The 26,311-nt window shown below is 70.7% G+C and carries 23 protein-coding genes and 1 pseudogene; 10 read left to right on the forward strand and 14 right to left on the reverse strand.

Annotated elements, in window-relative coordinates; all coding sequences use genetic code 11:
- Positions 1-31 precede the first annotated feature (31 nt).
- The 4 genes from ABZ845_RS17805 to ABZ845_RS17820 all read right to left on the reverse strand — a co-directional run bounded on the left by ABZ845_RS17805 (position 32) and on the right by ABZ845_RS17820 (position 3,814).
- Positions 32-340: a gas vesicle protein gene (locus tag ABZ845_RS17805; protein ID WP_360980048.1), complete on the reverse strand. Its 309-nt coding sequence runs from the start codon at positions 338-340 to the stop codon at positions 32-34.
- Positions 341-688: 348 nt separating this feature from the next.
- Positions 689-1,057 carry a low affinity iron permease family protein gene (locus tag ABZ845_RS17810; RefSeq protein ID WP_360980051.1) on the reverse strand — a complete coding sequence of 123 codons (369 nt, stop codon included), beginning with the start codon at positions 1,055-1,057 and terminating at the stop codon, positions 689-691.
- A gap of 610 nt (positions 1,058-1,667) precedes the next feature.
- Complete coding sequence (locus tag ABZ845_RS17815; RefSeq protein ID WP_360980054.1) at positions 1,668-2,228, reverse strand: hemerythrin domain-containing protein; 561 nt, start codon at positions 2,226-2,228, stop codon at positions 1,668-1,670.
- A 593-nt stretch (positions 2,229-2,821) separates the two neighbouring features.
- Positions 2,822-3,814: a hypothetical protein gene (locus ABZ845_RS17820; protein ID WP_360980056.1), complete on the reverse strand. Its 993-nt coding sequence runs from the start codon at positions 3,812-3,814 to the stop codon at positions 2,822-2,824.
- 475 nt (positions 3,815-4,289) lie between these two features.
- Here ABZ845_RS17820 and ABZ845_RS17825 point away from each other — a divergent pair, with 475 nt between their 5' ends.
- The 7 genes from ABZ845_RS17825 (at position 4,290) to ABZ845_RS17855 (ending at position 14,253) form a co-directional block, all read left to right on the forward strand.
- Positions 4,290-5,606, forward strand: coding sequence for a hypothetical protein (locus ABZ845_RS17825; protein WP_360980059.1), 1,317 nt, complete (start codon positions 4,290-4,292; stop codon positions 5,604-5,606).
- A gap of 8 nt (positions 5,607-5,614) precedes the next feature.
- The gene (locus tag ABZ845_RS17830; RefSeq protein ID WP_360980062.1) at positions 5,615-7,375 is read left to right on the forward strand and encodes an FHA domain-containing protein; all 1,761 of its coding nucleotides are present in this window, start codon (positions 5,615-5,617) and stop codon (positions 7,373-7,375) included.
- Positions 7,372-8,967, forward strand: coding sequence for a serine/threonine-protein kinase (locus ABZ845_RS17835; RefSeq protein ID WP_360980065.1), 1,596 nt, complete (start codon positions 7,372-7,374; stop codon positions 8,965-8,967). The genes ABZ845_RS17830 and ABZ845_RS17835 overlap by 4 nt, the downstream gene beginning before the upstream one ends.
- 20 nt (positions 8,968-8,987) lie before the next feature.
- Positions 8,988-10,523, forward strand: a complete 1,536-nt coding sequence (locus tag ABZ845_RS17840) for a hypothetical protein (protein ID WP_360980068.1) — start codon at positions 8,988-8,990, stop codon at positions 10,521-10,523.
- Between the two features lie 132 nt (positions 10,524-10,655).
- Positions 10,656-12,134, forward strand: coding sequence for an AlkA N-terminal domain-containing protein (locus tag ABZ845_RS17845; protein ID WP_360980071.1), 1,479 nt, complete (start codon positions 10,656-10,658; stop codon positions 12,132-12,134).
- 24 nt (positions 12,135-12,158) lie between these two features.
- Positions 12,159-12,641 (forward strand): methylated-DNA--[protein]-cysteine S-methyltransferase, encoded by a 483-nt coding sequence (locus ABZ845_RS17850; RefSeq protein ID WP_360980074.1) that lies wholly within the window; start codon positions 12,159-12,161, stop codon positions 12,639-12,641.
- Positions 12,642-12,834: 193 nt separating this feature from the next.
- Positions 12,835-14,253 (forward strand): selenium-binding protein SBP56-related protein, encoded by a 1,419-nt coding sequence (locus ABZ845_RS17855; protein ID WP_360980077.1) that lies wholly within the window; start codon positions 12,835-12,837, stop codon positions 14,251-14,253.
- Between the two features lie 112 nt (positions 14,254-14,365).
- Here ABZ845_RS17855 and ABZ845_RS17860 read toward each other — a convergent pair whose 3' ends face one another.
- From ABZ845_RS17860 to ABZ845_RS17875, 4 genes and pseudogenes are all read right to left on the reverse strand, one after another.
- Positions 14,366-15,103, reverse strand: coding sequence for a Sir2 family NAD-dependent protein deacetylase (locus tag ABZ845_RS17860; RefSeq protein ID WP_360980080.1), 738 nt, complete (start codon positions 15,101-15,103; stop codon positions 14,366-14,368).
- An 84-nt stretch (positions 15,104-15,187) separates the two neighbouring features.
- Positions 15,188-15,286, reverse strand: a pseudogene (locus tag ABZ845_RS17865) (NUDIX hydrolase); the annotation flags it as partial.
- A gap of 72 nt (positions 15,287-15,358) precedes the next feature.
- Positions 15,359-16,204 (reverse strand): NmrA family NAD(P)-binding protein, encoded by an 846-nt coding sequence (locus ABZ845_RS17870; protein ID WP_360980083.1) that lies wholly within the window; start codon positions 16,202-16,204, stop codon positions 15,359-15,361.
- Positions 16,201-16,632, reverse strand: a complete 432-nt coding sequence (locus ABZ845_RS17875) for a nuclear transport factor 2 family protein (protein WP_360980086.1) — start codon at positions 16,630-16,632, stop codon at positions 16,201-16,203. Before ABZ845_RS17875 ends, ABZ845_RS17870 begins: the two co-directional genes overlap by 4 nt.
- 142 nt (positions 16,633-16,774) lie before the next feature.
- Between ABZ845_RS17875 and ABZ845_RS17880 the strand changes: the two genes are divergently transcribed.
- The 3 genes from ABZ845_RS17880 to ABZ845_RS17890 all read left to right on the forward strand — a co-directional run bounded on the left by ABZ845_RS17880 (position 16,775) and on the right by ABZ845_RS17890 (position 19,809).
- The gene (locus tag ABZ845_RS17880) at positions 16,775-17,383 is read left to right on the forward strand and encodes a helix-turn-helix domain-containing protein (protein ID WP_360980089.1); all 609 of its coding nucleotides are present in this window, start codon (positions 16,775-16,777) and stop codon (positions 17,381-17,383) included.
- 152 nt (positions 17,384-17,535) lie between these two features.
- Positions 17,536-18,501 (forward strand): alpha/beta hydrolase, encoded by a 966-nt coding sequence (locus tag ABZ845_RS17885; protein WP_360980092.1) that lies wholly within the window; start codon positions 17,536-17,538, stop codon positions 18,499-18,501.
- 171 nt (positions 18,502-18,672) lie between these two features.
- Positions 18,673-19,809: a glycerate kinase gene (locus ABZ845_RS17890; RefSeq protein WP_360980307.1), complete on the forward strand. Its 1,137-nt coding sequence runs from the start codon at positions 18,673-18,675 to the stop codon at positions 19,807-19,809.
- Positions 19,810-19,887: 78 nt separating this feature from the next.
- On the opposite strand, the gene pssA is transcribed toward ABZ845_RS17890, so the two are convergent.
- The 6 genes from pssA to ABZ845_RS17920 all read right to left on the reverse strand — a co-directional run bounded on the left by pssA (position 19,888) and on the right by ABZ845_RS17920 (position 26,296).
- Complete coding sequence (pssA, locus tag ABZ845_RS17895) at positions 19,888-20,709, reverse strand: CDP-diacylglycerol--serine O-phosphatidyltransferase (RefSeq protein ID WP_360980309.1); 822 nt, start codon at positions 20,707-20,709, stop codon at positions 19,888-19,890.
- 22 nt (positions 20,710-20,731) lie between these two features.
- Complete coding sequence (locus tag ABZ845_RS17900; RefSeq protein WP_360980095.1) at positions 20,732-21,388, reverse strand: phosphatidylserine decarboxylase; 657 nt, start codon at positions 21,386-21,388, stop codon at positions 20,732-20,734.
- Between the two features lie 171 nt (positions 21,389-21,559).
- Positions 21,560-22,765, reverse strand: a complete 1,206-nt coding sequence (locus ABZ845_RS17905) for an acyl-CoA dehydrogenase family protein (protein ID WP_360980098.1) — start codon at positions 22,763-22,765, stop codon at positions 21,560-21,562.
- Between the two features lie 2 nt (positions 22,766-22,767).
- Positions 22,768-23,280, reverse strand: coding sequence for a MaoC family dehydratase (locus tag ABZ845_RS17910; protein ID WP_311693438.1), 513 nt, complete (start codon positions 23,278-23,280; stop codon positions 22,768-22,770).
- A gap of 5 nt (positions 23,281-23,285) precedes the next feature.
- The gene (locus ABZ845_RS17915; protein WP_360980102.1) at positions 23,286-24,251 is read right to left on the reverse strand and encodes a CoA ester lyase; all 966 of its coding nucleotides are present in this window, start codon (positions 24,249-24,251) and stop codon (positions 23,286-23,288) included.
- On the reverse strand, positions 24,248-26,296 hold the full coding sequence (locus ABZ845_RS17920; protein WP_360980105.1) for a protein meaA: 2,049 nt from the start codon (positions 26,294-26,296) through the stop codon (positions 24,248-24,250). Before ABZ845_RS17920 ends, ABZ845_RS17915 begins: the two co-directional genes overlap by 4 nt.
- Between the last annotated feature and the right edge of the window lie 15 nt (positions 26,297-26,311).

Below are 26,311 nucleotides of genomic sequence, written 5' to 3' on the forward strand. Positions count from 1 at the left end.
GTCGCGTGCGGACGCGCGGCACCTTCTTGACTCAGCGGCGGTCGATCTGGCCCCTGGCGTACCTGCGCAGCCGCTCATAGGCGAGGAGACGTCCCTGGTGGTCGAGTTCGATGCGATAGGACGCCATGACACTCATGGTGTCCGGAACTCGCTCCAGTTCGACCACCTCGACCTGCGCCGACCATCCGCCATCCGTGGCCCCCACCGCGGAGACCGTCCCTGCTTCGCGTTGCAGCAAAAGGGAGAGCTGGGCGCTTGCCTGACGTATCACAGTGGGTAGATCCAGGCGTTCCTCCGCGGCGTTGCCGCTCTTCTGGCTGTTTTCGTCGGTGGTGCTCATGATCTCCGCCCGCCGAAAGGTTCTTGAAGACATCCTTCATGGGTCTTCTACGACTTCTGCTGGGGGTTCCCTTGAGCGACACACTTATGCCTGGGCGCCGGCTCCGGAGGCAGGCTCCATCGCTCGGCACGGGAATTCGCCTGGCCTGGCACGGGAGTTCACCTGAGCGTGTGCGGACCTGGTGATCGTCGTGCCCGTCCCCCGGCGATCAGCAGCAGGAGAGCGTCCAGGAGAGCGCCATGGTCATCCACGGATGCCCCGGCGACTTTCCTGACCACCGGCAAGGTCCCGGCAGGGGTTATGTCCGGCTGCCGGGACTCGTGATGCCGTCTCCTTCCGACGCGTGCGTCAGGTTTCCTCCTCCAGCCGGATTGCTGCCTTCAGATCCTTGTGCGCCGCCCCCGGCTCGCCTTCGCTCGCTTCGAGCATGGCGGAAGCGATCGCATCCAGCTTGCGCTGGATGGCGCGCTCGGCTCGAAGTTCCGAATTCTTCAGCAGCGCGAGCAGCAGCAAGGTCACGGATGTCATGCAGCTCCCGGCGAACACCTGCCACTCGAGGCCGAACCCGCAGAGATGCACGGCCACGGACCCTGCCACCAAGGCCAGACACAGACCGAAGAACACCGGTGAACTGGTGAAGCGGGATGCCCCCTCTGCCAGCCACTCGAAAGCGCCGCGCTTGCCGCCTCCGCGGTCTGCCGGATGCTGGATCTCCAATTCCCCGTCTCCTTCCCCGCCCGGTCGGATTCTGACCGCAGGAGAATCGAGCGGCGTGACCAGTTCGCGACACGGGCGACGTCGGAGGATGGGGACTCGGTCCCGCGGATTACTGATATGGCGGTAACGGCCCGATGATGCTGCTGCCGGTGCTCACAGCTGTGCTGTTCACTCGGCTTCGTCAGCCATCGCGTGGCCGGTCGGCAGAACCGGCTCGCCGGGAGGCCGAAGAGCGGCTATCGGTCCCGGCTCGGACGTCGCCCCCTAAGCTCGGAGCCTGCCGCTTCTTCCTGGGCGCGACGATGGGGCCTCAGCGCGTTCCCCGCCCCGCCGCGAGGGTGGCGTTGACCGGTCACGTCGAGTTCGGCATCTCGGACCTCGAGCCGGAGTTCTTCCGCAGCGGAAAGGGCGGGCTTGCCGTGCTGTCTGGCTTCCTTCATGTGGGCTGCCTCCCTTATGGGCGGATATGCGGTGGCGACTACCCGGATCCCGGCGCTTCACCCATTCCTTTCCGGTCGCACCCCATGGAGTCCGCGCATCGGGAACGCCTTCGCTGAGCGTGACGAGCGATCCCCAGGGAAGTGACCGACGGTCCCTGCCCGTCACCCGGTCAGGGCTTCCCGCGGCCGGTGACGAAGTCGCGGACACGGTCGACCAGGCCGGCGCCAGGCGCCAGGAGCTTGTTCGCGGGCGGAGTGTCCGGGGCGCTGGGATGCGGGCGCGTCGGCGCCACCTTCTTGGCCATACGGATCTGATCTCCGAGCCTTTTGAGCTCTTCGGGCGCGCAGACCTGCGCGAGGCCGGGAAACAGCTGCTGCTCCTCCTCCGCCACGTGCTCGGTGACGTCGATGATCAGCTTCCGGACCAGGACCTCGAACTCGGGATGGTCGGCATCGCAGCTCTCCAGAGCCTTCAGGAGGCGCTCCACCTCGGCATGATCCTGGATTTCCCTGTCGGCCAGGGCATCGCCGTCCGGGAGGTGCTCACGCGCCGCGGGATAGAGGTACATCTCCTCGGCGACGGAGTGCCGCACGAGCTCGATCGTGAGCTCGTCCAAGACGGTCCGGCGGTCCTTGTGGCCCACCGGCAGCGCGCGCAGGCGCCCGAAGAACTCCTCCACTTCGCGATGGTCGGTGGTGAGCTCGTCGATGACGTTGCCACCGTGCCCCATCACACACCTCTTTCGGGTCGTGTTCGGTCGTTGTTCCGTGCGGTTTCCCCGATCCATGGCGGTCACGCGCGCTCCACCCGCACATGGTGGTCCCGGGCGGCTCCGTCGACGTCCGCCTCGACCCGGCCTGAGCGGACCGGGAGATGCCTGCCTCTGGCAACGGGCACCCTGTCGGCGTGGTCGCGGACACGGGACCACGGCCGGGCCGATTCGAGCGGAGTCGGTCAGTGCCACGCCGGCTGGTTCATTGCTGACGCTCGGAGGCCGTGACGTTGCCGTAGGTCACCATCCCGTACATCAGATGCGGGACCGCGTCCTATGCCCAGTCCTGGGCGGACCGACTCTTCGGATCGCTCACCCCGAGCCGTGCCATCGGCAGGTCCGCCGCGGCCATGGCCAAGGCGCACACCGGCAGACCGCCGCCAGAGCTCTGGCGGTCGATGGCTCCCGGCCTCGGCGTGCAGCCGGCTCACACGCAGTGCTCGACCGGGCGATGGGCGTCATCGGCCGGCTCCGGTCCCGGACCGTCGCGCGCCGGGACTGCCGCGCCGCGCGCCCGGAACGGCACGCGGCGCGTCTACGGCCACGACGGTCTACGGGCGCCAGTCCGCTTCCAGGTCGTGGGAGCCGGTCTTGGTGAGCTGCGTCAGTCCCGTGCCGTCGGCCCGTACCAGGTAGAGGTGCTCGGGGTCAGCGTCGTCCGTACCTCCTCTGGTGAAGACAAGGCGGCTGCCGTCCGGGGACCATGAGGGGTTCTTGTCGTTGAGGCGGGCCGAGGTGATGCGGTGCAGTCCGGTGCCGTCGGGACGGACGAGGTAGAGGTGGGCAAAGCCCGATGAGTCCACGCGGCTGAAGGCGATCCTGCCGCTGTGCGACCAGTCGGGCGTCCAGTCGTGAGAGCCGGACCCGGTGACCGGGGTCTGGGCCAGGGTGGACAGCCGGATCCGCATCACCCTGCTGTGTCCGGCCGAGTCCGTACGGTTGAACGCCAGGTATGTGCCGTCCGGGGACCACGTGGGATGGAGGTCGTCCCCCGCGTTGTGGGTGAGCCGGGTGGCGGGGGTGCCGTCGATGCCGGACACATAGATCTCGCGCTGGGTGCCGACCGGCTTCGCGTAGGCGATCCGCTTGCCGTCCGGGGACCACGCCGGGTCGGAGGCGCCTTTGGTGCCGGGGACGGCCTTCAGACCGCCGCCCGCGGACGTCATCGTCCAGATGCCGTCGATGGCACCACCGGATCCATAGCGGACGAAGGCCACCCGCTTGCCGTCCGGCGACCAACTGGGCATCACATCGCTGACGGTGGGAGTGTGGGTGAGCTTGACGGGCGCGCCGCCGCTGGAGGAGATCGCGTAGAGGTCCTCGACGGGCGCGGCCGCGGTGTAGCGGGCGAAGACGATCGAGTGGTCTCCCGCCGCCCCCGCGTTGCCTGCGGTTCCTAGAGTCAGGGGTACGGCCATGGCGAGCGCCGAGGCGGTCACCGCCGCTCGGCGGCGCCGCACGGTGTCCCGCTTGCCGGCCCTGCCGGTTCTCTGAGCCGTTCCGGCGGCTCTTCCTGTGCCGGTGTGGTGCTGTCTGCTCGTCAAGGTGTTCCCCCGATCCCTCCTGGCGGCCGCTGTGGCCGACTTCGGCCCGTAACATCCCACCCGGCGGGGCCCTGCGGGAAGCGGTGGCACCCGGCGGTCCGAGCCCTGTGACATGTTTCGTACATCGCTGTCACACGCGGCGCGGCGTGGACGCGTGACGGCCCTGGTGCGGTGTCCGAGCGAGGACAGGGCCCCGGCGGGACGGCGCTCGAACCGTTCAGGGACAGTCCGGATCCGGACGGAGGGCCGACACCTCGCCCGGCGGCCCTTGCGCAGACGTACCGCATGGATTCGGTGCGTAAATGGGGATATTCGTTCCCGTCAGAGCCTTGCGTGGGCCAAGTCATGCCCTCTATAACCATCCTGCAGGCATCGGTGGGGATGGCCGGAAGAGGCAGTTGCCGCCGACCACGGGGGATCCTCAGCTCCGCCGGGCTCATCACTCGCGTACGCAGACCCACGGAGACCTGAGGACATGACCGACAACGCCTTCCGCGACGCCTTGACCCGCCTCGCCGTCGACCCGGCCTTCAGAGCGGAACTCGACGGCGACACCGACGAGGTGGCCCGAAGACTCGGCCTCACGTCCGGCCAGGTCGCCGAACTGCGTTCCCTCCGCGTCGAGTCCGGCTCCACCGGGGGACCGGCCGCACTCGAGGCGCGGCTGTCCAAGTCGTCCCTGTTCTTCGGGAGCGCGGCCCACGCGCTGGCGCACCATGACGCCCCGGACGTACCGGCCGACCACCTGTCCGGCGGCCATGCCCTCGGTGACCACACCACCGATGACCACGCCACAGGCGACCACCTCACTGGCGACCACAGCACCGGTGGCCATGACTCCGGCCTGTCCTTCTCCGCCGACGACCGGCAGAGCGCCGGCATCTTCGATGTGTCCGCCGCCCCTTCCCAGAGCTTGCTCGGTGGGGGACTGGTCCATGAGTCACCGGCCGAAGCCGACGGGGGATTCGGGGAGTTCGGCGAGTTCGGTGACTTCGGCCGAGGCGATGCCGGTGACGGCGGTGGTTTCGGTGGGTTCGGTGACGGCGGATCCGACGGCGGGTTCGGCGGCTTCGGTGACGGCGGTGCCGGATCCGACGGTGGTTTCGGCGGGGCCGGTGGTTTCGGGGATCTCGGCGGTCACGGCGGCCACGACGGCGGCTTCGACGGTGAGGGCGGCGGCGACTCCGGTCACTTCGGGCACGGAGGCATCTACGACCGGGACGGGGGCGACGGCGGCGGGGACAGCGGCGGCTCCGGCGGCGGCTCCGGTGGTGGTGAGGGCGGTGGTGAGGGCGGTGGCGACCCGGAGAACACGGACCGCCCGTCCGGGGGCGGCCATGGTGGCGGCGAGGGCGGCGGCTCCGGTGGTGGTGAGGGCGGGGGCGACCCCGAGAACACCGACCGCCCGTCCGGCGGCGGCCACGGTGGCGAGGGTGGTGGCGGCGAGGGCGGCGGCTCCGGTGGTGGTGAGGGCGGGGGCGACCCCGAGAACACCGACCGCCCGTCCGGCGGCGGCCACGGTGGCGGTGGCGATGACGGCAGCGGTGGCGGCGACCCGGAGAACACCGACCGCCCGTCCGGCGGCCATGGCGGCGGCGAACCGGGTGGCGGCGAAGGCGGCGGAGGCGGCCGAGAGATCGGCCCCGGCGGCACCGCGGGCATACGCGGCGGCGTGAGCACCATCGGTATCGGCGGCGGTGTCGCCACCCACCTGTCGTCCTCCACGCCCGGAACCGACATGGACGGCGGCTTCTCCGAGGGCATGCTCCGCGGCGGCTCCGGCGCGGGCTGAACCGGTCCATGCTCTGCCACGCCTGCCGCGTCCACGTGCGGCGCGACTTCCCCTACTGCCTGCACTGCGGCACCCTGCGCCGCGGCGCGACACCCAGTTCGTACGCGGCGCCGCACCTGCGCGGCCTCGACGAACCCGACCTGCTCGTCCCGCTCACCGGCCCGGTCACGTCACTGGGCCGGGGCGCGGACAACGACGTCGTCCTGTCCGACGGCAGTGTGTCGCGCCGCCATGCCCGGATCGTGCGAACGGAGTCGGGTTTCCGGATCGAGGACCTGGACTCCTTCAACGGCACGTCCGTGGCCGGAGCCGACCTGCACGGCGGCGTGGCCCACCTCGCCGACGGGACCGAGCTGTCCATCGGCGACGTACGCATGGTGTTCGAGCAGCCCCGCGAGGGGCACATCGGGCAGCGCACCGAGGTCGTCCCGACCCAGCTCACCCGACTTCCCACCGCCGTGGGCCAGGAGGCGGCGCCGGAGGCGGGCGGACCGCTCACCGCACGCCCTCGCCGTCGCTCCGGCTGGGCACTCAAAGAGATGCCGGCCGACCGCGGACGGCCCCGCTGGGTGCTGAACAACACCCGCACCGGCGTGTATCTGGAGCTGGACGAGCGCGAGGTCTTCCTCTGGCACGCCGTCGACGGCGAGAACACCGTGCGGGACCTGCTGTTCGCCTACGCCGACCGGTTCGGCGAACTCGCCCTGCCGCGCATCGAGGCGGCGCTGGCGGCGTTCGCGGACGCGGGCCTGCTGCGCGGTCTGCCGGGCCGCCCGGAGGAGGCGGAGGGGACCCTCTGGCGTCGCGTGGGGCGGGCCGTTTACCGGGCGCTCCTGAAACTCGAGGTGTCCGTCCCCGGCCTCGACCGGGCCGTGACCCGTCTCTACCAGGCCTTCGGCTGGCGGTTCTTCACCCCGACAGGGGTGGCACTGGCGTGGCTCTCGGTGCTCGGCGGCCTCGTCGCGTTCTTCACCGCGCAGCGGCGCCAGCACCTGCTGGACTTCGGCGGGGCGGGCGCATGGGGTCCGGTACTCCTTGCCGCCGGGTACGTGTCCGCCCTGGTCGTCCACGAGCTGACGCACGCGCTGGCCGTGAAGTCGTACGGCCGCAAGGTCCGGCGAGGCGGGTTCCTGCTCATGATGGGCATGCCGTTCGCGTTCGTGGACACCAGCGACATGTGGTTCGGCACGCGCAGGTCGCGGGTCGTGGTGGCGCTGTCCGGGCCGTTGTCCACGGCGGCGCTGGCCGGCTGGTGCGCGGCCGGCGCCGCCTTCCTGCCCGCCGGGGCGGCCTCCGCGGTGCTGTTCCATCTCGCCTTCGGCCTCTACCTGAACACGCTCTACAACTTCAACCCCCTGATGCCGCTCGACGGTTACCAGGCTCTGACCGACGCGCTGCGCGTGCCGCGACTGCGTGAGGAGGCGAGCGCCTACTTCCGCAAGGGCCTGTGGCGGGACCTGAGCACCGGCCATCGGCCAGGCGCCCGCCAGGCGGGGATGGCCGCGTACGGCCTCGCGGTCGTCGTGGGCACCTACGGCTTTCTCGTCCTCGCGCTGCTGGCCTGGCGCTCCCGGATCGGGGACCTGCTGGAGGGCCGGCTGGCCGCGCCGTGGCCCACGTTGGTCGAAGCCCTGGTGGTCGGCCTCGTGGCGTTCCCCGTGTGGTCCGCACCCGTGCGCTGGCTGATCCGCCGTGCACGGCGCCGTCGAGACGGCAACGGCGCGGGACCCGTCCGGGCGGTGGGCGCGGCCGTGGAGGAGGCCGCATGAGCGAGGACCGAGCGGAACCCGGCGGCGAATGGACCGTCCGCGGCTACGACCAGGTGCGCGACCTCGGTGAGGGCGCCGGCGGACGCGTCGTACTGGCCCGGCACACCGAGACCGGGGTACCTGTCGCGGTCAAGTACCTGAGCGAACGCCTGCGCGGTGACCGGGAGTTCCTCGCCCGGTTCCGTGCGGAGGCCCGGCTGCTCGGCGAGCTGAGGCACCCTTGCGTGGTGCGGCTGTACGAGTACGTCGAGGCGCGCGTCGGCGCCGCCATCGTCATGGAGGCGGTGAACGGCGTCAGCCTCCGCCGGCTGCTGCGCCGGCACGGGGCGACCGGCCCCGAGGCCGCCCTGGTGCTGCTCAAGGGCTCACTGCTGGGCCTCGGCGCGGCCCACGCCGCCGGGGTCGTCCACCGTGACTACAAACCTGAGAACGTGCTGGTCCGCGCCGACGGTACGAGCGCGCTCGCCGACTTCGGTATCGCCGTACGTACCGGACGCGAGACCGGGGCCGCGGGCACGCCCGCCTACATGGCGCCCGAGCAGTGGCAGGGCGAACCGGCGGGCCCGGCTGGCGACGTGTACGCGGCGGCGGCCGTGTTCTACGAGTGCCTGACCGGGCGCCGCCCATTCACCGCGGACCATCTGGGCGCACTGCTTCTCCAGCATCTGAGGGCTCCTGTCCTCTTGGACGACGTACCCGCGCCGGTACGCGGACTGCTGCGCGACGGGCTCGCCAAGGACCCGGCGGACCGGCCGGGCATCGAGGACTTCCTCACCGCCCTCGAGCGCGCCGCCGCCGAGGGGTACGGCGTCGGCTGGGAGGAGCGAGGCCGCCGGGAACTCGCCGAACTCACCGCCCTGCTGGCCCTGTTGTTCCCGTTCAAGAAGACCGCGACGCTCGACGCGCCGGCCCGTGCCCTGACCCTGCTCGGCCGGGTGAGGCGCGGCGCGTGGAAGGCCGCCGCCGCAGCGGCCGCGCTCGCCGTCGTCGCGGTGGGGGCGTCGGCCGTGGCGGCGCGTCCGCACGACACCTCGACGACGGTGGCCAGTTCGACGCCGTCGTCCCTCAACCCGTCCACGTCGTCGTCCACTTCGCCCACCCCGTCCCCGGCAACCGTCCCGCCCACGACAGGCACCACGCCTTCGGGCACACCCTCGGCGAGCCCGTCGGCCTCGCCGCCCCCGCCCTCCGTGACCGGCGCCCCGCCGACCGCCGGGCCGCCCGTGCCCACGCCCACGACCGCGAGCCCCGCCCCACCCGGGACCACGCCCGCGTCCACGCCAGGGACCGTGACGATCACCATCGGCTCCTGGCGGCGCGGGCAGACCCAGGGCGCGCTCATCGCCGACGTCTCGGTCGACACCACGGGAACCGGGCCCCTGAGCGTGACGGCGGACTACTACGTCAACTCGCCCGCCGACCCCTACGGCAACCAGACCAAGACGCTGTCCGGCAGCACGCACTACTCGGTGACCTTCGAGGCCGACTTCGCCAACCATCCGTGCCGGGGCACCTGGATGGTCACGCTGACGAGCACCCCGGCCGCCGCGAACGGACCGCAGACCGCCTCCCAGGACGCACCGCCGTGCTGAGCGAACGAGAACCGAAGGACATGACGACAGCCACCATGGTCGCCGGGCGCCGCCTGTCGGACTGGTCGCGGGAAGCGCGCCACGGGACCTGGCACGCGCTGCTCCCGGACCGGCCCGGCGAGCCCGTTCTCGGCGCGTTGCGCATCGACCGAGCCCTGCTCGCCCCGGAGGGCACGCGCGAGCGGCTGGCGGCAGCGGTCCTGGCCGTGGCGAAGCTGCGGCTGCCCGGAGTGCTGCGCACGGTCGACCTCGTCGCGGAGGCCGGGGAGGTGTGGCTGCTCACCGTCCGTCCGCCGGCTCCCACGCTGGCCGACCTGCTGGCGGAGGGCGGTGAGGCCCTCGACGCGGGCAGCGCGGCCAGCGTCCTCAACGAGACCGCGCAAACCCTGCTCGCCCTGCACGCGGCGGGCCTCGCCCACGGGGCACCGGCCCCGGACACCGTCGTCCTCGCCCCGGACGGTGTCGCGCTGCTCGCCGAGGCCGCGCTGGGTACGGTGCTCGGCGACGCGCCGGACGCCGCCGCGCACCGCGAAGCCGACATCTCGGCCTGGGCCGGCCTTTCCCACACCCTCGGCGCGGCATGGACGGTCGAAGGCACACCGGCAGCCGACCTGCTCTCCGACTGCGCGACCGCCGCCGACACCGACGGCCTCATCGCGGCCCGAACGACTCTGGTCGGGGGGCGCGCCGCCCTCCCGCCGGACTTCCTGCGCCGTACCGGGCTCCGCGCGGCGGTGTCAGCCGCGCACCCGGACATCACCGAGGTGTCGACGGCGGAGGGCACGGGGGCCGCGGAGGAGGCGGGTGCGCAGGAGGCGGCCGCGGCGCCCCAGGACGCACGCGTCGCAGCACCGGAACCGGAGGCGGACCGGCACCTCGCGCCGGACGAGCAGCTCACCATGCCCGGGAGCGGTGCCCGCTCCGTTCCGCATCAGGCCCCTCCCATCGCCCCGGACGACCAGGCCACCGTCCTGGGCAAGCGCAGCCGCACCCCCGCGGAGCCTCCCACCACGTCATCACCTCCGAGTGGCGGGGACGACAACGAGATCCTGCTGCGTTTCGGTCCCGGCATCCCCGTCGAGGCCGAGGCCCAGGACGCCCTTCGCGCCCTGTGGAGCACCGCACCCGCAGCACACGGCAACCGCCCAGGCCCCCGCCGCCGCGGACGGCGGGCCTGGATCGCCACGACCGTGTTCCTGGCCGTCGCGGCCGTCCTGCTCTGGCTGCTGCTGCGCCCGGCACCGGCCCCGACGGTCACCGCCGTCGAGGTCCAGGCGCCCACCGGGCGGCTGCACTGCGGTCAGACGGCTGATCTGGTGGGCGTGCTGACCACCGACGGCCACGGCGGCCCCGTCACGTATCAGTGGTTGCGCAGTGACGGCGGCGACTCGGGCGAGCTGGTCCATATGGCCCGGCGCGGCGACCACAGGGTCACCGTGCATCTCCGCTGGACGGTGCGCGGTCCCGGCAGCTTCCGTGGCACCGCCCGCCTGCGGATCGCGCACCAGCGGGAGCCGGTCGCGGCGGAGGCGAGCTTCGGTTACACCTGCCGCTGACGGCGTTTCCGGCATTCCGGCACACCCGCACACCCCAGCCGCGTAGGCGGCGATCCGGGTCATGCCAGGTCGGCCCACCTACATGTCGGATTTCCGCCAGCCCGGACCGAGCCCGTGCCCGATGCTGGAGACATGCGGAACGGAATGCACACGGACCGGGAACGCTGTGTACGAGCCGTCCAGTCGAAGGACGCACGCTTCGACGGATGGTTCTTCACGGCCGTCCTGACCACACGGATCTATTGCCGGCCCAGCTGTCCGGTCGTGCCGCCGAAGCCGGAGAACATGACGTTCTACCCGAGCGCGGCCGCCTGCCAGCAGGCCGGATTCCGGGCCTGCAAGCGGTGCCGCCCGGACACCAGCCCCGGCTCGCCGGCATGGAACGAACGTGCCGACCTGGTCGCCCGCGCGATGCGGCTGATCGCCGACGGGGTGGTCGACCGTGAGGGCGTGCCCGGTCTCGCCGCCCGCCTCGGCTACAGCACCCGCCAGATCGAGCGCCAGCTCCAGACCGAGCTGGGTGCCGGACCGCTGGCGCTCGCCCGCGCCCAGCGCGCCCAGACCGCACGGCTCCTCATCGAGACGACGGCACTGCCGATGGCGGAGATCGCGTTCGCCTCGGGCTTCTCCTCGATCCGCGCCTTCAACGACACCGTCCGCGAGGTCTTCGCGCTCTCCCCGAGCGAACTGCGCAGCCGCCTTCCCCGGAACACGGTGATCGCCCCGGGTGTCCTGAGCCTCAGGCTGCCCTTCCGCGCCCCGCTCAACCCCGACAACCTCTTCGGCCATCTCGCCGCGACCGCCGTGCCCGGCGTGGAGGAGTGGCGCGACGGCGCGTACCGGCGCACACTCCGGCTGCCGTACGGGCACGGGATCGTGGCACTGACCCCGCGCACCGACCACATCGCCTGCCGTCTCACCCTCAGCGACCTGCGCGATCTGCCCGTCGCCATCAGCCGCTGCCGGCGGATGCTCGACCTCGACGCGGATCCGGTCGCCGTCGACGACCAGCTGCGCACGGACCCACTGCTCGCGCCCCTGGTCGACAAGGCCCCCGGGCGGCGCGTTCCGGGCACCGTCGACGAGGCCGAGTTCGCCGTGCGGGCCGTCCTGGGCCAGCAGGTCTCCACGGCCGCCGCCCGCACCCATGCGGCCCGGCTGGTCACCGCGCACGGTGAACAGGTCGAGGACCCCGAGGGCGGCCTCACTCACCTCTTCCCGTCCCCCGAGGCGCTCGGGGCCCTCGATCCCGAGTCCCTGGCGATGCCGCGTACGCGCCGCGCGACATTCACCGGTCTGGTACGGCAACTTGCCGACGGAACACTCCACTTGGGTGTGGAGAGCGACTGGGAGGAGAGCCGGGCCCGGCTGCTCGCCCTGCCCGGCTTCGGCCCCTGGACGGTGGAAGTGATCGCGATGCGTGCCCTCGGTGACCCCGACGCCTTCCTGCCGACCGACCTCGGCATCCGCCGGGCGGCCCGCGAACTGGGCCTGCCGTCCACCCCGGCCGCGCTCACGGCATCCGCCGAGGCGTGGCGGCCATGGCGGGCCTACGCGGTCCAGTATCTGTGGGCGACCGACAGCCACCCCATCAACTTCCTTCCCGTGTAAGCCTCTTCTCCGCGAGGACAAGTCATGAAGCAGCACACCGTCATCGACAGCCCTTACGACCCGCTCACCCTCGTCGCCGAGGACGGGATCCTGTGCGGGCTCTATATGGCCGGGCAGCGCCACCGCCCGCCCGAGGAGACCTTCGGGGTCCGCGACGAGACACCCTTCGGCGAGGCCATCGACCAACTCGACGCCTACTTCGAGGGCGAGTTGAAGGAGTTCACCCTCCAACTCCGGCTGACCGGAACGCCGTTCCAGCACAGCGTCTGGGAACAACTGCGACTGATCCCCTACGGCGAGACCCGCACCTACGGCGAACTGGCCCATGCCCTCGGCGCACCGGGCGCTTCCCGTGCGGTCGGGCTCGCCAACGGCAAGAACCCCGTCGGGATCATCGTGCCGTGCCACCGGGTCGTCGGAGCGGGCGGCGGCCTGACGGGTTACGGCGGCGGCCTGGACCGCAAGAAGCGCCTGCTGGACTTCGAAGGCGGGGCGGCGCTCTTCTGAACGGGGGATCTATGTTCGCCGCCTCCAGGCGGTCTGCTCCCGCGCGCTGCCGCTTTGGCAGCGCCTCGGGGTTGTGAAACGCTGGTTCCACGGCATATGCGCCCGATCGCACATGGATCTCGAACGGATGAGGCCGGCTGCCTCTCGGGAGTCCTTCCGGTTCCGGCCTCCCGTTCGGGACAAGGGAACAGCCATGACGATGACCGACCACGCCCAGCACAGTGACCCCACCTTGTACCGCACTCCGGCGGACGCCGTCGCCGCACCCCCGGAGAAGCTCGCCTATGTCGTCGGTTTCGACCCGGCCGCACAGCGCGCGGACGCGTTGTTCACCGTCGGCACCGACCCCGAGTCCCCTCTCTACGGCCGTGTGGCCTCCCAGGCCGAACTGCCCGGCCCGGGCAACGAACTGCACCACTTCGGCTGGAACGCTTGCTCGAGCGCGCTGGCGCATGCCGGTCATCATCACGCCGCGCGGCGCTACCTCATCGTCCCGGGACTGCGCTCCTCCCGGCTGCACGTCTTCGACACCGGCCCTGATCCCGCCCGCCCCCGCCTGGTCAAGGTGGTCGAGCCGGAAGAGCTGGCCGCCAAGGCAGGATATTCGCGGCCCCACACACTCCACTGTGGCCCTGACGGAGTGTTCCTGTCCTGCCTGGGGGGCGCGGACGGTGCGGACGGACCCGGCGGCGTCGCGCTGCTGGACCACGAGACCTTCGACGTGCTGCGTGCCTGGGAGAGCGACCGCGGACCGCAGCGGTTCGCCTACGACCTCTGGTGGCATCTGCGTCAGAACATCGCCATGACCAGTGAGTGGGGCTCCCCCTCGATGTTCGAGAACGGCCTTGTCCCCGAACTGCTGCTGGATCGCCGGTACGGCCACTCACTGCACTTCTGGGAGCTGGACTCCGGCCGGCACCTGCAGCGCCTCGATCTGGGGGACGAGAACCAGATGGTGCTGGAGCTGCGACCCGCGCACGACCCCGAGGCAACGTGGGGGTTCGCGAACACCGTGGTCAACGTAGAGGATCTGTCGGCGTCCGTGTGGTTGTGGAATCGGGAGGGCGAGGACTTCGTGGTCCGCAAAGTGATCACCATCCCCGCCGAGCCCGCGCAAACGGAGGACCTGCCCCCGGCGCTCCAGCCGTTCGGCGCCGTGCCGCCGTTCATCACCGATATCGACCTGTCGGTGGACGACCAGTGGCTGTACGTAGCCGCATGGGGAACCGGTGACCTGCTCCAGTACGACGTGAGCGACCCGTTCCGTCCGACGCGGACCGCGTCCGTGCGTCTCGGCGGCGTCGTCGGCCCGCGGCCGCATCCCGCCGAGCCGGACGTTGCGCTCACCGGCGGAGCGCAGATGGTCGAACTCAGCCGCGACGGACGGCGCGTGTACCTGACGAACTCCTTGTACTCCGCCTGGGACGCGCAGCTCTATCCCGCGGGCATCGACCCGTGGATGGTCAAACTCGACGCCGACACCACCCACGGCGGGCTCTCCGTCGACAGCCGTTTCTTCCCGCACGGCCCGGACTTCCTCGGCTTGCGCGTGCACCAGACACGCCTGCAGGGCGGCGACGCATCCTCGGATTCGTACTGCTACGCCCGCTGACCGCCTACGTCGCGCGAGCACCCGCGCCGGGCCCGCGGCCGTTGCCGTCCCGGCTTCGAAGAGCGCCAACCGCCAGGCGCGAAGGCACAGCTCAGCGAACCAGGGCGGCTTCCTAGAGGGTGTTCTCAGCGCTGATCCTGCCGAGGATTCTGGGCAATGCGGTGCCGATGGGTTCCCGTACGAGCTCGTCGGCGAGCTCGTCGTACGGGGTCGGCTCGGCGTTGACGATGATCAGCCGGGCGCCGTGGTCGGCGGCGACGCCGACGAGGCCGGCGGCGGGCTGTACCTGGAGGCTGCTGCCGACGGCGATGAACACCTGGCATGCCTTGGTGACGGCGACCGCCTCGCCGAGGACCGCCGGATCGAGCCGCTCGCCGAACATCACCGTCGCCGACTTCAGGATTCCGCCGCACTCCCGGCACGCCGGGTCGGCCTCTCCGGCCTCGACCCGGGCGAGGGCGTCCTCCATAGGCCCGCGGGCGTGGCACCGCGTGCAGACGACACTGCGTGCGCTGCCGTGCAGTTCGAGGACCTTGCGGGCGGGCATCCCGGCGAGCTGGTGCAGCCCGTCCACGTTCTGCGTGATGACCCGCACCGGTACGCCGGACCGCTCCAGCTCGGTCACGGCCCGGTGTGCGGCGTTCGGTTCGGCCCTGAGCGTCCGGTTCTTGCGTCGCATCTGCCATGACCTGCGCCGGATCTCCGGATCGGCCATGTAGTACTCGTACGTCACCAGCTTCTCGGCCCCGGGATCCCGCCGCCAGAGTCCGTTCGGCCCGCGATAATCGGGGATCCCGGAATCGGTGGAGACACCTGCCCCACTGAGGATGGCGACGAGTGGCCTGTTCATGGCCCGAGCGTAGGCCGCTCGCCTGCAGGGTGCGAACGGATATCCGGGGCAGCGGGCTGGTTGCGTGCCGGAGGCCGCAGAGGATCAGCCTGCCGGGTGGCCGTTCTTCAGTTCGGCCGTCCCCGCGTCCCGGGCCGGTGCGTCGAGCGCGGCCAGGACGCGTCGGCCCAGCGCCTGAGGAAGGCAGCCGGGCTCGACGAGCAGTACGCGCCCTGGCGTGTCACGGAAGAGCGCGGCGGCAGTTCGACTGTGCCTTCAACCGCCCCGTGTCAACTCCCGTTCGGCGACCGCCCGGAAGCCGTGCGGCGGGCGGCCGGTGAGACGCCGGACGGTGTCGGTGACGCGGTCCTCGGCTCCCTCGGCGATCGCGCGGTCCATGCCGGCCAGGACCGAGGCGAACTCCAGCGGCATGAACGCGGCCAGACGGTCACGCATCTGCTCGTAGGTCAGGTTGCGGTGCGTCACGGGGCGGCCGGTGACCTCGGCGACGATGGTGGCGATGTCGTCATAGCTCAGGGCTTCCGGGCCGGTCAGGACCAGGTCCGCACCGGGCGCGCGGTCGTCCGTCAGGGCATGGACGGCGACGGCGGCGATGTCGTCCGCGTCGATGAACCCGACCCGGCCCGTCCCCGTCGCGCTCAGGATGACGCCGTCGTCGATGCAACGGGCCTGGGCGTGCGCGCCCGTGAAGTTCTGCATGAACCAGGAGGGCCGCAGCACCGCCCAATGAGGGAACAGACCGGGCAGCGCCTGGTGCACCACACCCACCCCCGGGCCTCCCCCGGGGATGGCCGAGGAACTGAGCAGCACCGCGCGGTGCACCCCCGCGGCCCGCGCTCGACGCAGGAAGGGCAGCATGACGGCGGCCGGGTCCGGGTCGCCCACGGGCGGGACCAGGTAGGCGCGGTCGGCTTCCGCGAGGGCGTCGCCGAAGGTGGCGGGGTCGTACCAGTCGAAGCGGACGGGTTCCGCGCCCGGGAGCGGGGTCGCGCCGCGGCTCGCGGCCCTGACGCGGTGCCCGGCGGCGGTGAGCCGGGCGGTGACACGGCTGCCGGTCGTGCCCGTGGCGCCGATGACCAGGATGGGGGTGTTGACGGTCATCGGGCGTGGCTCCCCGCGAAGTCCGTGCCGGGCTCCTGGAGCACCAGGGGGTTCCAGTAGTCCCGGTAGGAGGCGAAGCGCCCGTCCCGGACGGTCACCACGGCGATGTACGTCATCTCGAAGGGGTTGCCCGTCCGGACCAGACGGCCCACGCCGCGCATCTCGACCACGATGGTGTCAGGGCTGGTCGTCCGGTGGATCGACAGGTCCGGGAAGTCGTGCAGGTCGATGTGGTCGGGGTAGTCACGCATGTAGTCGGCGATCGCCGCCCGGCCCTCCAGGCGGCCGGGCCACCCCGGGGGCGCGAAGGGGAACTCCATGAAGCCGTGCTCGGCCCACAGGGCGACCCATGAGGCGATGTCCTTGCCGAGGAGCAGCCGCAGGCTGTGGCGGTAGAGCTCTTCCGGTGAGCGTTGTGTGATGGGCATGGGATTCTCTCCGTCCCGTACGATACGGACCTGTGGTCCGCTTTGGTGAGCGCCACGATACGGACCGCTGGTCCGGATCGCAAAGCGTGCGGAGGCGGGGAGGCCGAAGAGCTCATAGGGGGCTCGGAACGGGAGAAGGTGCATGGCTGAGCGCAGACCGCGCAAGGACGCGACCCGCAACAGGGCGGCCGTCTTCGGGGCCGCCGACGCGCTCTTCGCGCGGTGTGAGAGCCCCGAGGCGGTCACCATGGCCGACATCGCGGCGGCTGCGGGCGTCGGCAAGGCGACCCTCTTTCGCGCCTTCGGCGACCGTACGGGGCTGATCCGCGCCCTGTACGAGGCGCGTCTCGAACCGGTCAGGCGGGCCGTGGAGGAGGGTCCGCCGCCCCTGGGGCCCGCCACTCCGCCGCTGGAACGCGTGCCGGCCCTGCTCGACGCGGTCCTGTGCTTCAAGCTCGACAACCGCCACCTCGCACTCGCCCTGGAGCGGACCGGCGACGACAGCCCCTACAGCGCGGAGCATTACGAGCGGTGGCATGTCCTGCTGCGGGACTCGCTGGAGCGGGTCCTGGGGCCGGGTGACAGTGACTTCGCGGCTCATGCACTGCTGGCCGCCACTCGCGCCGACCTCGTCGGGTATCTGGCGGGCGGCAAGGGAGTGCCCCGCGACGAGCTGCGGGCCCGTTTGGCGAGGTTCACCGCTTCGGTCCTCGGCGTCGGCGCTGGGCGGGAGCCGCTCTCGGGGGCCTGAGCGGGCCCTCTGCGCAAGGGATCTGGAGAGCGTACGAGATGATTGCGTCCAACTGCATTATGCACAATTTAATTTGTGCCTAGTATTCCTGTCGTGCCCGCCGGACGGCAGGGCGCACCGAGCACCGGCATCGCCCGTGAGGAGAGCCAGGAATGTCCGAGAACGTCACGCGCCCCGTACTGGAACCGGCAGCAGCCGCTTTCGCCGAGGCCACCGCCAACCCTCCGTACCTGTTCGACCTGGGCCCGGAAGAGGGCCGCAAGGCAGTCGACGAAGTACAGTCCGGCGAGATCGCCGAGCCGGAGATCGCCGAGGAGTGGGTGACGGTCCAGGGCGGCCCGACCGGAGAGGTCCGGGCCCGGATCGTGCGTCCGGCCGACGCCGAGGGCCCGCTGCCGGTGATCGTCTACCTCCATGGCGCCGGCTGGGTGTTCGGCAATGCCCGCACCCATGACCGCCTGGTACGCGAACTGGCCGTCGGCACCCGGGCGGCCGTCGTCTTCCCCGAGTACGACCTGTCACCCGAGGCCCGCTACCCCGTCGCCATCGAGCAGAACTACACCGTGGCCCGATGGGTCGTCACCGACGGCGCCGCCAAGGGTCTGGACGCCGACCGGATCGCGGTGGCCGGTGACTCGGTGGGCGGCAACATGACCGCCGCCCTGACCCTCATGGCCAAGGAGCGCGGCGACGTGCCCCTGGTTCAGCAGGTGCTCTTCTACCCCGTGACCGACGCGAGCTTCGACACGCCCTCGTACCACCAGTTCGCGGGGGGCTACTTCCTGCGCCGCGACGCCATGCAGTGGTTCTGGGACCAGTACACCACCGACGAGGAGCAGCGCGCCGAGGTCACCGCCTCACCGCTGCGCGCCACCACTGAACAGCTCACCGGTCTGCCCCCGGCCCTGGTCATCACGGCCGAAGCCGATGTCCTGCGCGACGAGGGCGAGGCCTACGCCGACAAGCTCCGCGCCGCGGGCGTCCCCGTGACCGCGGCGCGCTACCAGGGCGCCATCCACGACTTCGTGATGCTCAACGCCCTGCGCGAGACCCACGCCGCCGAAGCCGCCATCAACCAGGCCGTGGCCGTCCTGCGCACCGCGCTCGGCACCGTCTGAGCGCGTCAGCTGCGTCGCCGACTCCGGGCCCGCCACCCGGGCGGTGTGCGTTCCGGGGGCCGGACGGGGCATGACGGCCGCGGCGTCCTTTGGTTATGGTCGCAGCGGCGCGGCTGCCTTGACATGCGCAAGGCCCGGAGAGCAAGGGGAATGCTGGTGGCGGACGCTGCTGTGAACGGCACCCGGCGGGTACTCATCGCCGCTGACAAGTTCAAGGGATCGCTGACGGCCGTGGAGGTCGCGCGGCGGGTGACGGCGGGGCTGCGCTCGGTCGTGCCCGGTCTGGAGGTCGAGGCGCTGCCCGTGGCCGACGGCGGCGACGGGACCGTGGACGCGGCGGTCGCGGCCGGATTCGAACGGCGCCAGGCGCGGGTCGCGGGTCCCCTCGGGGACGAGGTGACGGCGGCGTTCGCGCTGCGCGACGGCATCGCGGTCGTGGAGATGGCGGAGGCGAGCGGGTTGCAGCGGCTGCCCGCCGGTGTCCTCGCGCCGCTCACCGCGTCCACGTACGGCTCCGGGGAACTGCTGACGGCCGCGCTGGACGCCGGGGCCGGAACGATCGTGTTCGGGGTCGGCGGGAGCGCGACGACGGACGGGGGCGCGGGGATGCTGTCCGCGCTCGGGGCGCGCTTCCTGGACGCGGACGGTGCGCCGGTGGCGCCGGGCGGGGGCGGCCTCGCGGACCTCGCCCGCGCCGACCTGTCGGGCCTGGATGCCCGGCTGTCCTCGGTGGATCTGGTGCTCGCGAGCGACGTGGACAATCCGCTGACCGGACCGCTGGGCGCACCCGCCGTGTACGGGCCGCAGAAGGGTGCCTCACCGGAGGACGTGGCGGCCCTGGACGCGGCGCTCGCGCACTACGTGAAAGTCCTGGCGGAGACGGCGTGTCCCGCGGCGGCGGAGTTCGCCGCGTCGCCGGGCGCGGGCGCCGCGGGCGGCATCGGCTTCGGGGCGCTCGTACTGGGGGCGCGCTTCCGGCCGGGCATCGAGGTCATGCTGGACGTCCTGGGCTTCGCCCCGGCGCTGGAGCGGGCCTCGCTGGTGATCACGGGCGAGGGGTCGCTGGACCGGCAGACACTGCACGGCAAGGCGCCGGCGGGCGTCGCGGCCGCGGCGAGGCAGGCCGGCAAGGAGGTGGTCGCGGTCTGTGGCCGTCTGGACCTGCCGCCCGCGGTCCTGGGGAGGGCCGGCATCCGACGGGCGTACCCGCTCACGGAGGCCGAGCCGGACGTCGCCCGCTGCATCGCGGACGCGGGGCCGATCCTCGAACGGGTGGCGGCGAGTATCGCCCGGGACTTTCTGGTCTGAGGGTCTGAAGAGCCGGTCATAAGCGGAGAGGCCCCGAACCGTGTGGTTCGGGGCCTCTTCATCCGCATCTCGCACCGGCTACGGCAGCTGCGCCGCCCGCGCCTCGCGACGGTTGTCACGGAAGTTGTTCACCCGGCGCGCCGTCGCGAACAGCGGGATCACAGCGCCCATGACCAGCTGCAGCGCACAGCCCGTCTGGAGGAGGAGCTGGCCGCTCGGGGCGTCGAAGGCCCAGGCCGCCAGAAGCCCCATCGACAGGACGATCCAGGCCAGCATGGCGACCGCCAGGCGGCCCCGCGGCTTGGGGTACTCCACGCGGCTCACCATCAGCCACGCCGTGCCGAGGATCGCCAGCAGGGTGGCGAAGAACGGCAGCTCGAGGAGCACGATCGAGACCACCGTCAGCGCGCCGAACGGCGAGGGCATGCCCTGGAACATGCCGTCCTTCATCGTGACGCACGAGAAGCGCGCCAGTCTCAGCACCACCGCAAGCAGCACCACGATCGCGCCCACCGCCGCGACTCTCTGGTGCGCGTCGTCGGCCACCATGCCGTAGACGAGGACGAAGTACGCCGGCGCCAGACCGAAGCTGATCAGGTCCGAGAGGTTGTCCAGTTCCGCGCCCATCGGGGAGGAGCGGAGCTTGCGGGCGACCAGGCCGTCGCACAGGTCGAAGACCGCCGCGCACAGCATCAGGATGACCGCCGTGGCGGCACTGTGCCGGGCCATGCCGGTCGACTCGTCGTTGCCCGTCAGATGAGGGATCAGGATGCCGGTGGTGGTGAAGTACACCGCCATGAACCCGCACGTGGCGTTGCCCAGGGTGAGGGTGTCCGCTATCGAGAGACGGAGCGAGAGGGGCATCTCCTCCTCGTCGCCCACCTCATCGGCCTCCGGCACCCAGTCGGACTTGATCTCCGGATCAATCACGGTCAAGACGAGTCACCCCAGCCACGGTCTTCTGCCCGACCTCGACCGCGACCTCCACGCCCTCGGGCAGGTAGAGGTCGACACGCGAGCCGAAGCGGATCAGACCGATGCGGTCGCCCTGCTCGACCTTCGTGTCCTGCGGGATGTAGGGCACGATACGGCGGGCCACCGCGCCGGCGATCTGGATCATCTCGATGTCGCCGAGTTCGGTGTCGAAATGCCAGACTACGCGCTCGTTGTTCTCGCTCTCCTTGTTGAACGCGGGAACGAAGCCGCCCGGGATGTGCTCGACCGAGGTGACCGTGCCGGCGAGCGGCGCACGGTTCACATGGACGTTGAGCGGGCTCATGAAGATCGCGACGCGGGTGCGTCCGTCCTTCCACGGCATGATGCTCTGCACCACACCGTCGGCGGGCGAGATGACCCGGCCCTGGGTGATCTCGCGCTCGGGGTCACGGAAGAACCACAGCATGCCCGCCGCGAGCGCGGTGGCGGGTACGGCCACGGCCTTGGCGGCGCCGGAGCGGCGCGCACGGACCAGGCTGACTGCTGCGGTGGCCAGGGTCGGGAGAAGCCACGGCGATGCTCCGCGCGCGAGGCGTACGCTGTTCAGGCTGTCGCGTGGTGCAGAGGTTTGGCTGTGGGGCATGGATGACCTTCGTAGCGGATGATGCCGCGCTTCAAACGGGGGACGGCGGCTTTCCGGCGATCGTACCGGTCGCGGACCGCAACTGGGCAAGCGAGGAAGCCGAGTCGATGGCCCAAGAGTGTTGACGGGGTGTGATCTTCTTCGCGAAGAAAACACCCCGAAACACGACATCTATCCCTGGAGCCGATACTCTTCGAGCAAACGGCGACCGATGATCATTTTCTGGATTTCGGCGGTACCTTCGCCGATCAGCAGCATCGGGGCCTCGCGGTAGAGGCGCTCGATCTCGTACTCCTTGGAGAAGCCGTAGCCGCCGTGGATCCGGAAGGCGTCCTCCACGACCTCCTTGCAGTACTCAGAGGCGAGGTACTTCGCCATGCCTGCCTCGAGGTCGTTTCGCTCCCCGGAGTCCTTTTTGCGGGCTGCGTTCACCATCATGGCATGCGCGGCTTCGACCTTGGTAGCCATTTCGGCCAGTTTGAACTGAATCGCCTGATGCTGCGCGATCGGCTTGCCGAAGGTGTTGCGCTGCTGCGCGTACGACACGCCGAGCTCGAAGGCACGCTGAGCGACACCGCAGCCACGCGCCGCCACGTTCACGCGGCCGACCTCGACGCCGTCCATCATCTGATAGAAGCCCCGGCCGGTGACCCCGCCGAGAACACGGTCGGCAGGAATGCGCAGGCCGTCCATGATCAGCTCAGTGGTGTCGACGCCCTTGTACCCCATCTTGTCGATCTTCCCGGGGATGGTGAGGCCCGGGCGGACCTCGCCGAAGCCGGGCTCCTTCTCCACCAGGAAGGTCGTCATCGACTTGTGGGGCGCCGTGCCCTCGGGGTGTCCTTCGTCACTCCGGACGAGAACGGCGACGAGCGTGGAGGTCCCGCCGTTCGTCAGCCACATCTTCTGGCCGTTGAGGACGTACTCGTCGCCGTCCTTGACCGCCTTCGAGGTGATCGCCGACACATCGGAGCCGAGACCGGGCTCCGACATCGAGAACGCGCCGCGGATCTCGCCGAGCGCCATCCTCGGCAGGAAGTAGTCCTTCTGCTCCTGCGTGCCGTGCTGCTTGAGCATGTAAGCCACGATGAAGTGCGTGTTGATGATGCCGGAGACCGACATCCAGCCGCGGGCGATCTCCTCCACGCACAGGGCGTAGGTCAGCAGCGACTCGCCCAGACCCCCGTACTCCTCGGGGATCATCAGACCGAACAGGCCCAGCTCCTTGAGGCCGTCGACGATCTGCTGCGGGTACTCGTCGCGGTGCTCCAGCTCGGTCGCGACCGGGATGATCTCCTTGTCCACGAAGTCGCGGACGGTGGAGAGGATCTCCTGCTGGACGTCGGTCAGACCGGCGGTCTGGGCGAGACGGGCCATGGCTACTTCTCCTGCTGCTTCAGCTCGGGGCGGCCCGGCTGCTCGCCGCCGCGCTCCTTGATGTACGTCTCGGTGGGGACCATCACCTTGCGGCGGAACACGCACACCAGCGTGCCGTCCTGCTTGTAGCCCTTGGTCTCGACATGCACGATGCCGCGGTCGTTCTTCGACTTCGACGGCCACTTGTCGAGCACGGTCGTCTCGCCGTAGATCGTGTCGCCGTGGAACGTGGGGGCCACGTGCTTGAGCGACTCGATCTCCAGGTTGGCGATCGCCTTGCCGGACACGTCCGGCACGGACATGCCGAGCAGCAGCGAGTAGATGTAGTTGCCCACGACGACGTTCTTCCCGAAGTCCGTCGTCTTCTCCGCATAGTTCGTGTCCATGTGGAGCGGGTGGTGGTTCATGGTGAGGAGACAGAAGAGGTGGTCGTCGTACTCCGTGACCGTCTTGCCGGGCCAGTGCTTGTACGTGGCCCCGACCTCGAACTCCTCGTAGGTGCGTCCGAACTGCATCGCGCTCAGGCCTCCGGGATCTCGAACGTGCTGGTGCGCTGCATGCCGGCGGCGCGGCCCTTGCCGGAGATGACCAGGGCCATCTTGCGGCTGGCCTCGTCGATCATCTCGTCGCCGAGCATCGCGGAGCCCTTCTTGCCGCCCGCCTCGGACGTGTAGTAGTCGTACGCGTCCAGGATCAGCTCGGCGTGGTCGTAGTCCTCCTGGGACGGCGAGAAGATCTCGTTGGACGCCTCGACCTGGCCCGGGTGCAGCACCCACTTGCCGTCGAAGCCGAGCGCGGCGGCGCGCTGTGCGACCTCGCGGTAGCCCTCGACGTTGCGGATCTGGAGGTAGGGGCCGTCGATCGCCTGGAGGTTGTTGGCGCGGGCGGCCATCAGGATCTTCATCAGGATGTAGTGGTAGGCGTCCGCCGGGTAGCCGGGCGGCTGCTCGCCCACGACCAGCGACTTCATGTTGATGGACGCCATGAAGTCGGCAGGGCCGAAGATGATCGTCTCGATGCGCGGGGAGGCCTGCGCGATCGCGTTGACGTTGTTGAGGCCCTGCGCGTTCTCGATCTGGGCCTCGATGCCGATCTTGCCGACCTCGAAGCCCATCGTCTTCTCGATCTGCGTCAGCAGCAGGTCCAGGGCGACGATCTGCTCGGCGTTCTGCACCTTCGGCAGCATGATGCAGTCAAGGTTGGGGCCCGCGCCCTCGACCACCGTCACGACGTCGCGGTACGTCCACTCCGTCGTCCAGTCATTGACGCGCACCACTCGCGTCTTGCCCGTCCAGTCGCCCTCATTGAGGAACTTGACGATGGTGTGCCGCGCCTCGGGCTTGGCCAGCGGCGCGCACGCGTCCTCCAGGTCCAGGAAGACCTGGTCGGCGGGGAGGCCCTGCGCCTTCTCCAGGAAGCGAGGGTTGCTCCCGGGGACCGCGAGGCAGGAGCGCCGCGGACGCAGACGGTTGACGGGCGTTGTCATGCGGGGACCTCCAGGGGGTCGAGCTTGTTCGCTTTCCGGATCTCGTCGACGATACGGCCGATGATCCCGGTGATGTCGAAGTCCTTCGGGGTGAACACCGCTGCCACTCCAGCGGCCCTGAGCTGCTCGGCGTCACCATTGGGGATGATTCCGCCGGCGATCACCGGAATGTCGGTGGCACCGGCCTCGCGCAGCCGCTCCAGCACGTCCGGCACAAGCTGCGCGTGCGATCCGGACAGGATGGACAGGCCCACCGCGTGCACGTCCTCCGCGAGCGCGGCGTCCACTATCTGCTCCGGCGTCAGCCGGATGCCCTGGTAGACCACCTCGAACCCGGCGTCACGGGCCCGCACGGCGATCTGCTCGGCCCCGTTGGAGTGCCCGTCCAAGCCCGGCTTGCCGACCAGGAAACGGAGCTTGCCGACACCGAGGTCCTGAGCCGTCAGGTCCACCTTGCGGCGCACCTCGGCCATCGCCGAGCCTTCCGCGGCGGACACCGCGACCGGCGCGGACGACACGCCCGTCGGCGCGCGGAACTCGCCGAACACCTCGCGCAGGGCCCCGGCCCACTCGCCGGTCGTGACCCCGGCGCGGGCACACTCCAGGGTGGCCTCCATGAGGTTCTGGGTGCCCTTGGCCGCCTCCTTCAGCCGCTCCAGCGCCTTGCAGGGGCGCGGGTGGTTGAAGGGCGGCTGGTAGCGGGTGTCGCGCCACTGCTCCAGCGAGGCGATGACGCGTGCCTCCACCGCCGGGTCGACCGTCTGGATCGCGGTGTCCAGGTCGGCCGTCAGCGGGTTCGGCTCGGTCGTCTCGAAGATGTTGACGCCGATGATCTTCTCGTCGCCGGACTCGATACGGGCGCGGCGCTCCGCGTGCGAGGCCACGAGCTGGGACTTGAGGTAGCCCGACTCGACGGCCGCCATGGCGCCGCCCATCTCCTGGATCCGGTCGATCTCGGCGAGCGACTCCTCGACCAGCCGGCTCACCTCGGCCTCGATGACCTTCGAGCCCTCGAAGATGTCCTCATACTCCAGCAGATCGCTCTCGTGAGCGAGCACCTGCTGGATGCGCAGAGACCACTGCTGGTCCCAGGGGCGGGGCAGGCCCAGCGCCTCGTTCCAGGCCGGAAGCTGCACGGCGCGTGCGCGTGCGTCCTTGGAGAGGGTCACGGCCAGCATCTCGAGCACGATCCGCTGGACGTTGTTCTCCGGCTGCGCCTCCGTCAGGCCCAGGGAGTTGACCTGGACGCCGTAGCGGAAGCGGCGGTGCTTGGGGTTCTCGATGCCGTACCGCTCACGCGTGACCTTGTCCCAGATCCGCCCGAACGCCCGCATCTTGCACATCTCCTCGATGAAGCGGACGCCCGCGTTCACGAAGAAGGAGATACGGCCGACGACATCGCCCATGCGCTCCTGCGGCACCTGGCCGCTGTCGCGCACCGCGTCGAGGACGGCGATCGCCGTCGACATCGCGTACGCGATCTCCTGCACCGGCGTGGCGCCCGCCTCCTGCAGGTGGTAGCTGCAGATGTTGATCGGGTTCCACTTGGGGATGTGCGAGACCGTGTACGCGATCATGTCGGTCGTCAGCCGGAGCGAGGGCCCCGGCGGGAAGACGTGCGTGCCGCGGGACAGGTACTCCTTGACGATGTCGTTCTGGGTCGTGCCCTGGAGCTTGGTGATGTCCGCGCCCTGCTCCTCGGCGACGACCTGGTAGAGCGCCAGCAGCCACATCGCCGTGGCGTTGATCGTCATCGAGGTGTTCATCTGCTCCAGCGGGATGTCCTGGAACAGCCGGCGCATGTCACCGAGGTGCGCGACCGGAACCCCGACCCGGCCGACCTCGCCGCGGGCGAGGATGTGGTCGGAGTCGTATCCGGTCTGCGTCGGCAGGTCGAACGCCACCGACAGACCGGTCTGCCCCTTGGCGAGGTTGCGCCGGTACAGCTCGTTGGACGCCTCGGCCGTGGAGTGACCGGCGTAGGTGCGCATGAGCCACGGCCGGTCCCTTTCCCTGCGCGGGGACGTCGTCTGACGCTCAGTCATCTGTGACCTCCGGTG

The sequence above is a fragment of the Streptomyces sp. NPDC047022 genome (genome assembly GCF_040644155.1).
GTDB lineage: Bacteria > Actinomycetota > Actinomycetes > Streptomycetales > Streptomycetaceae > Streptomyces.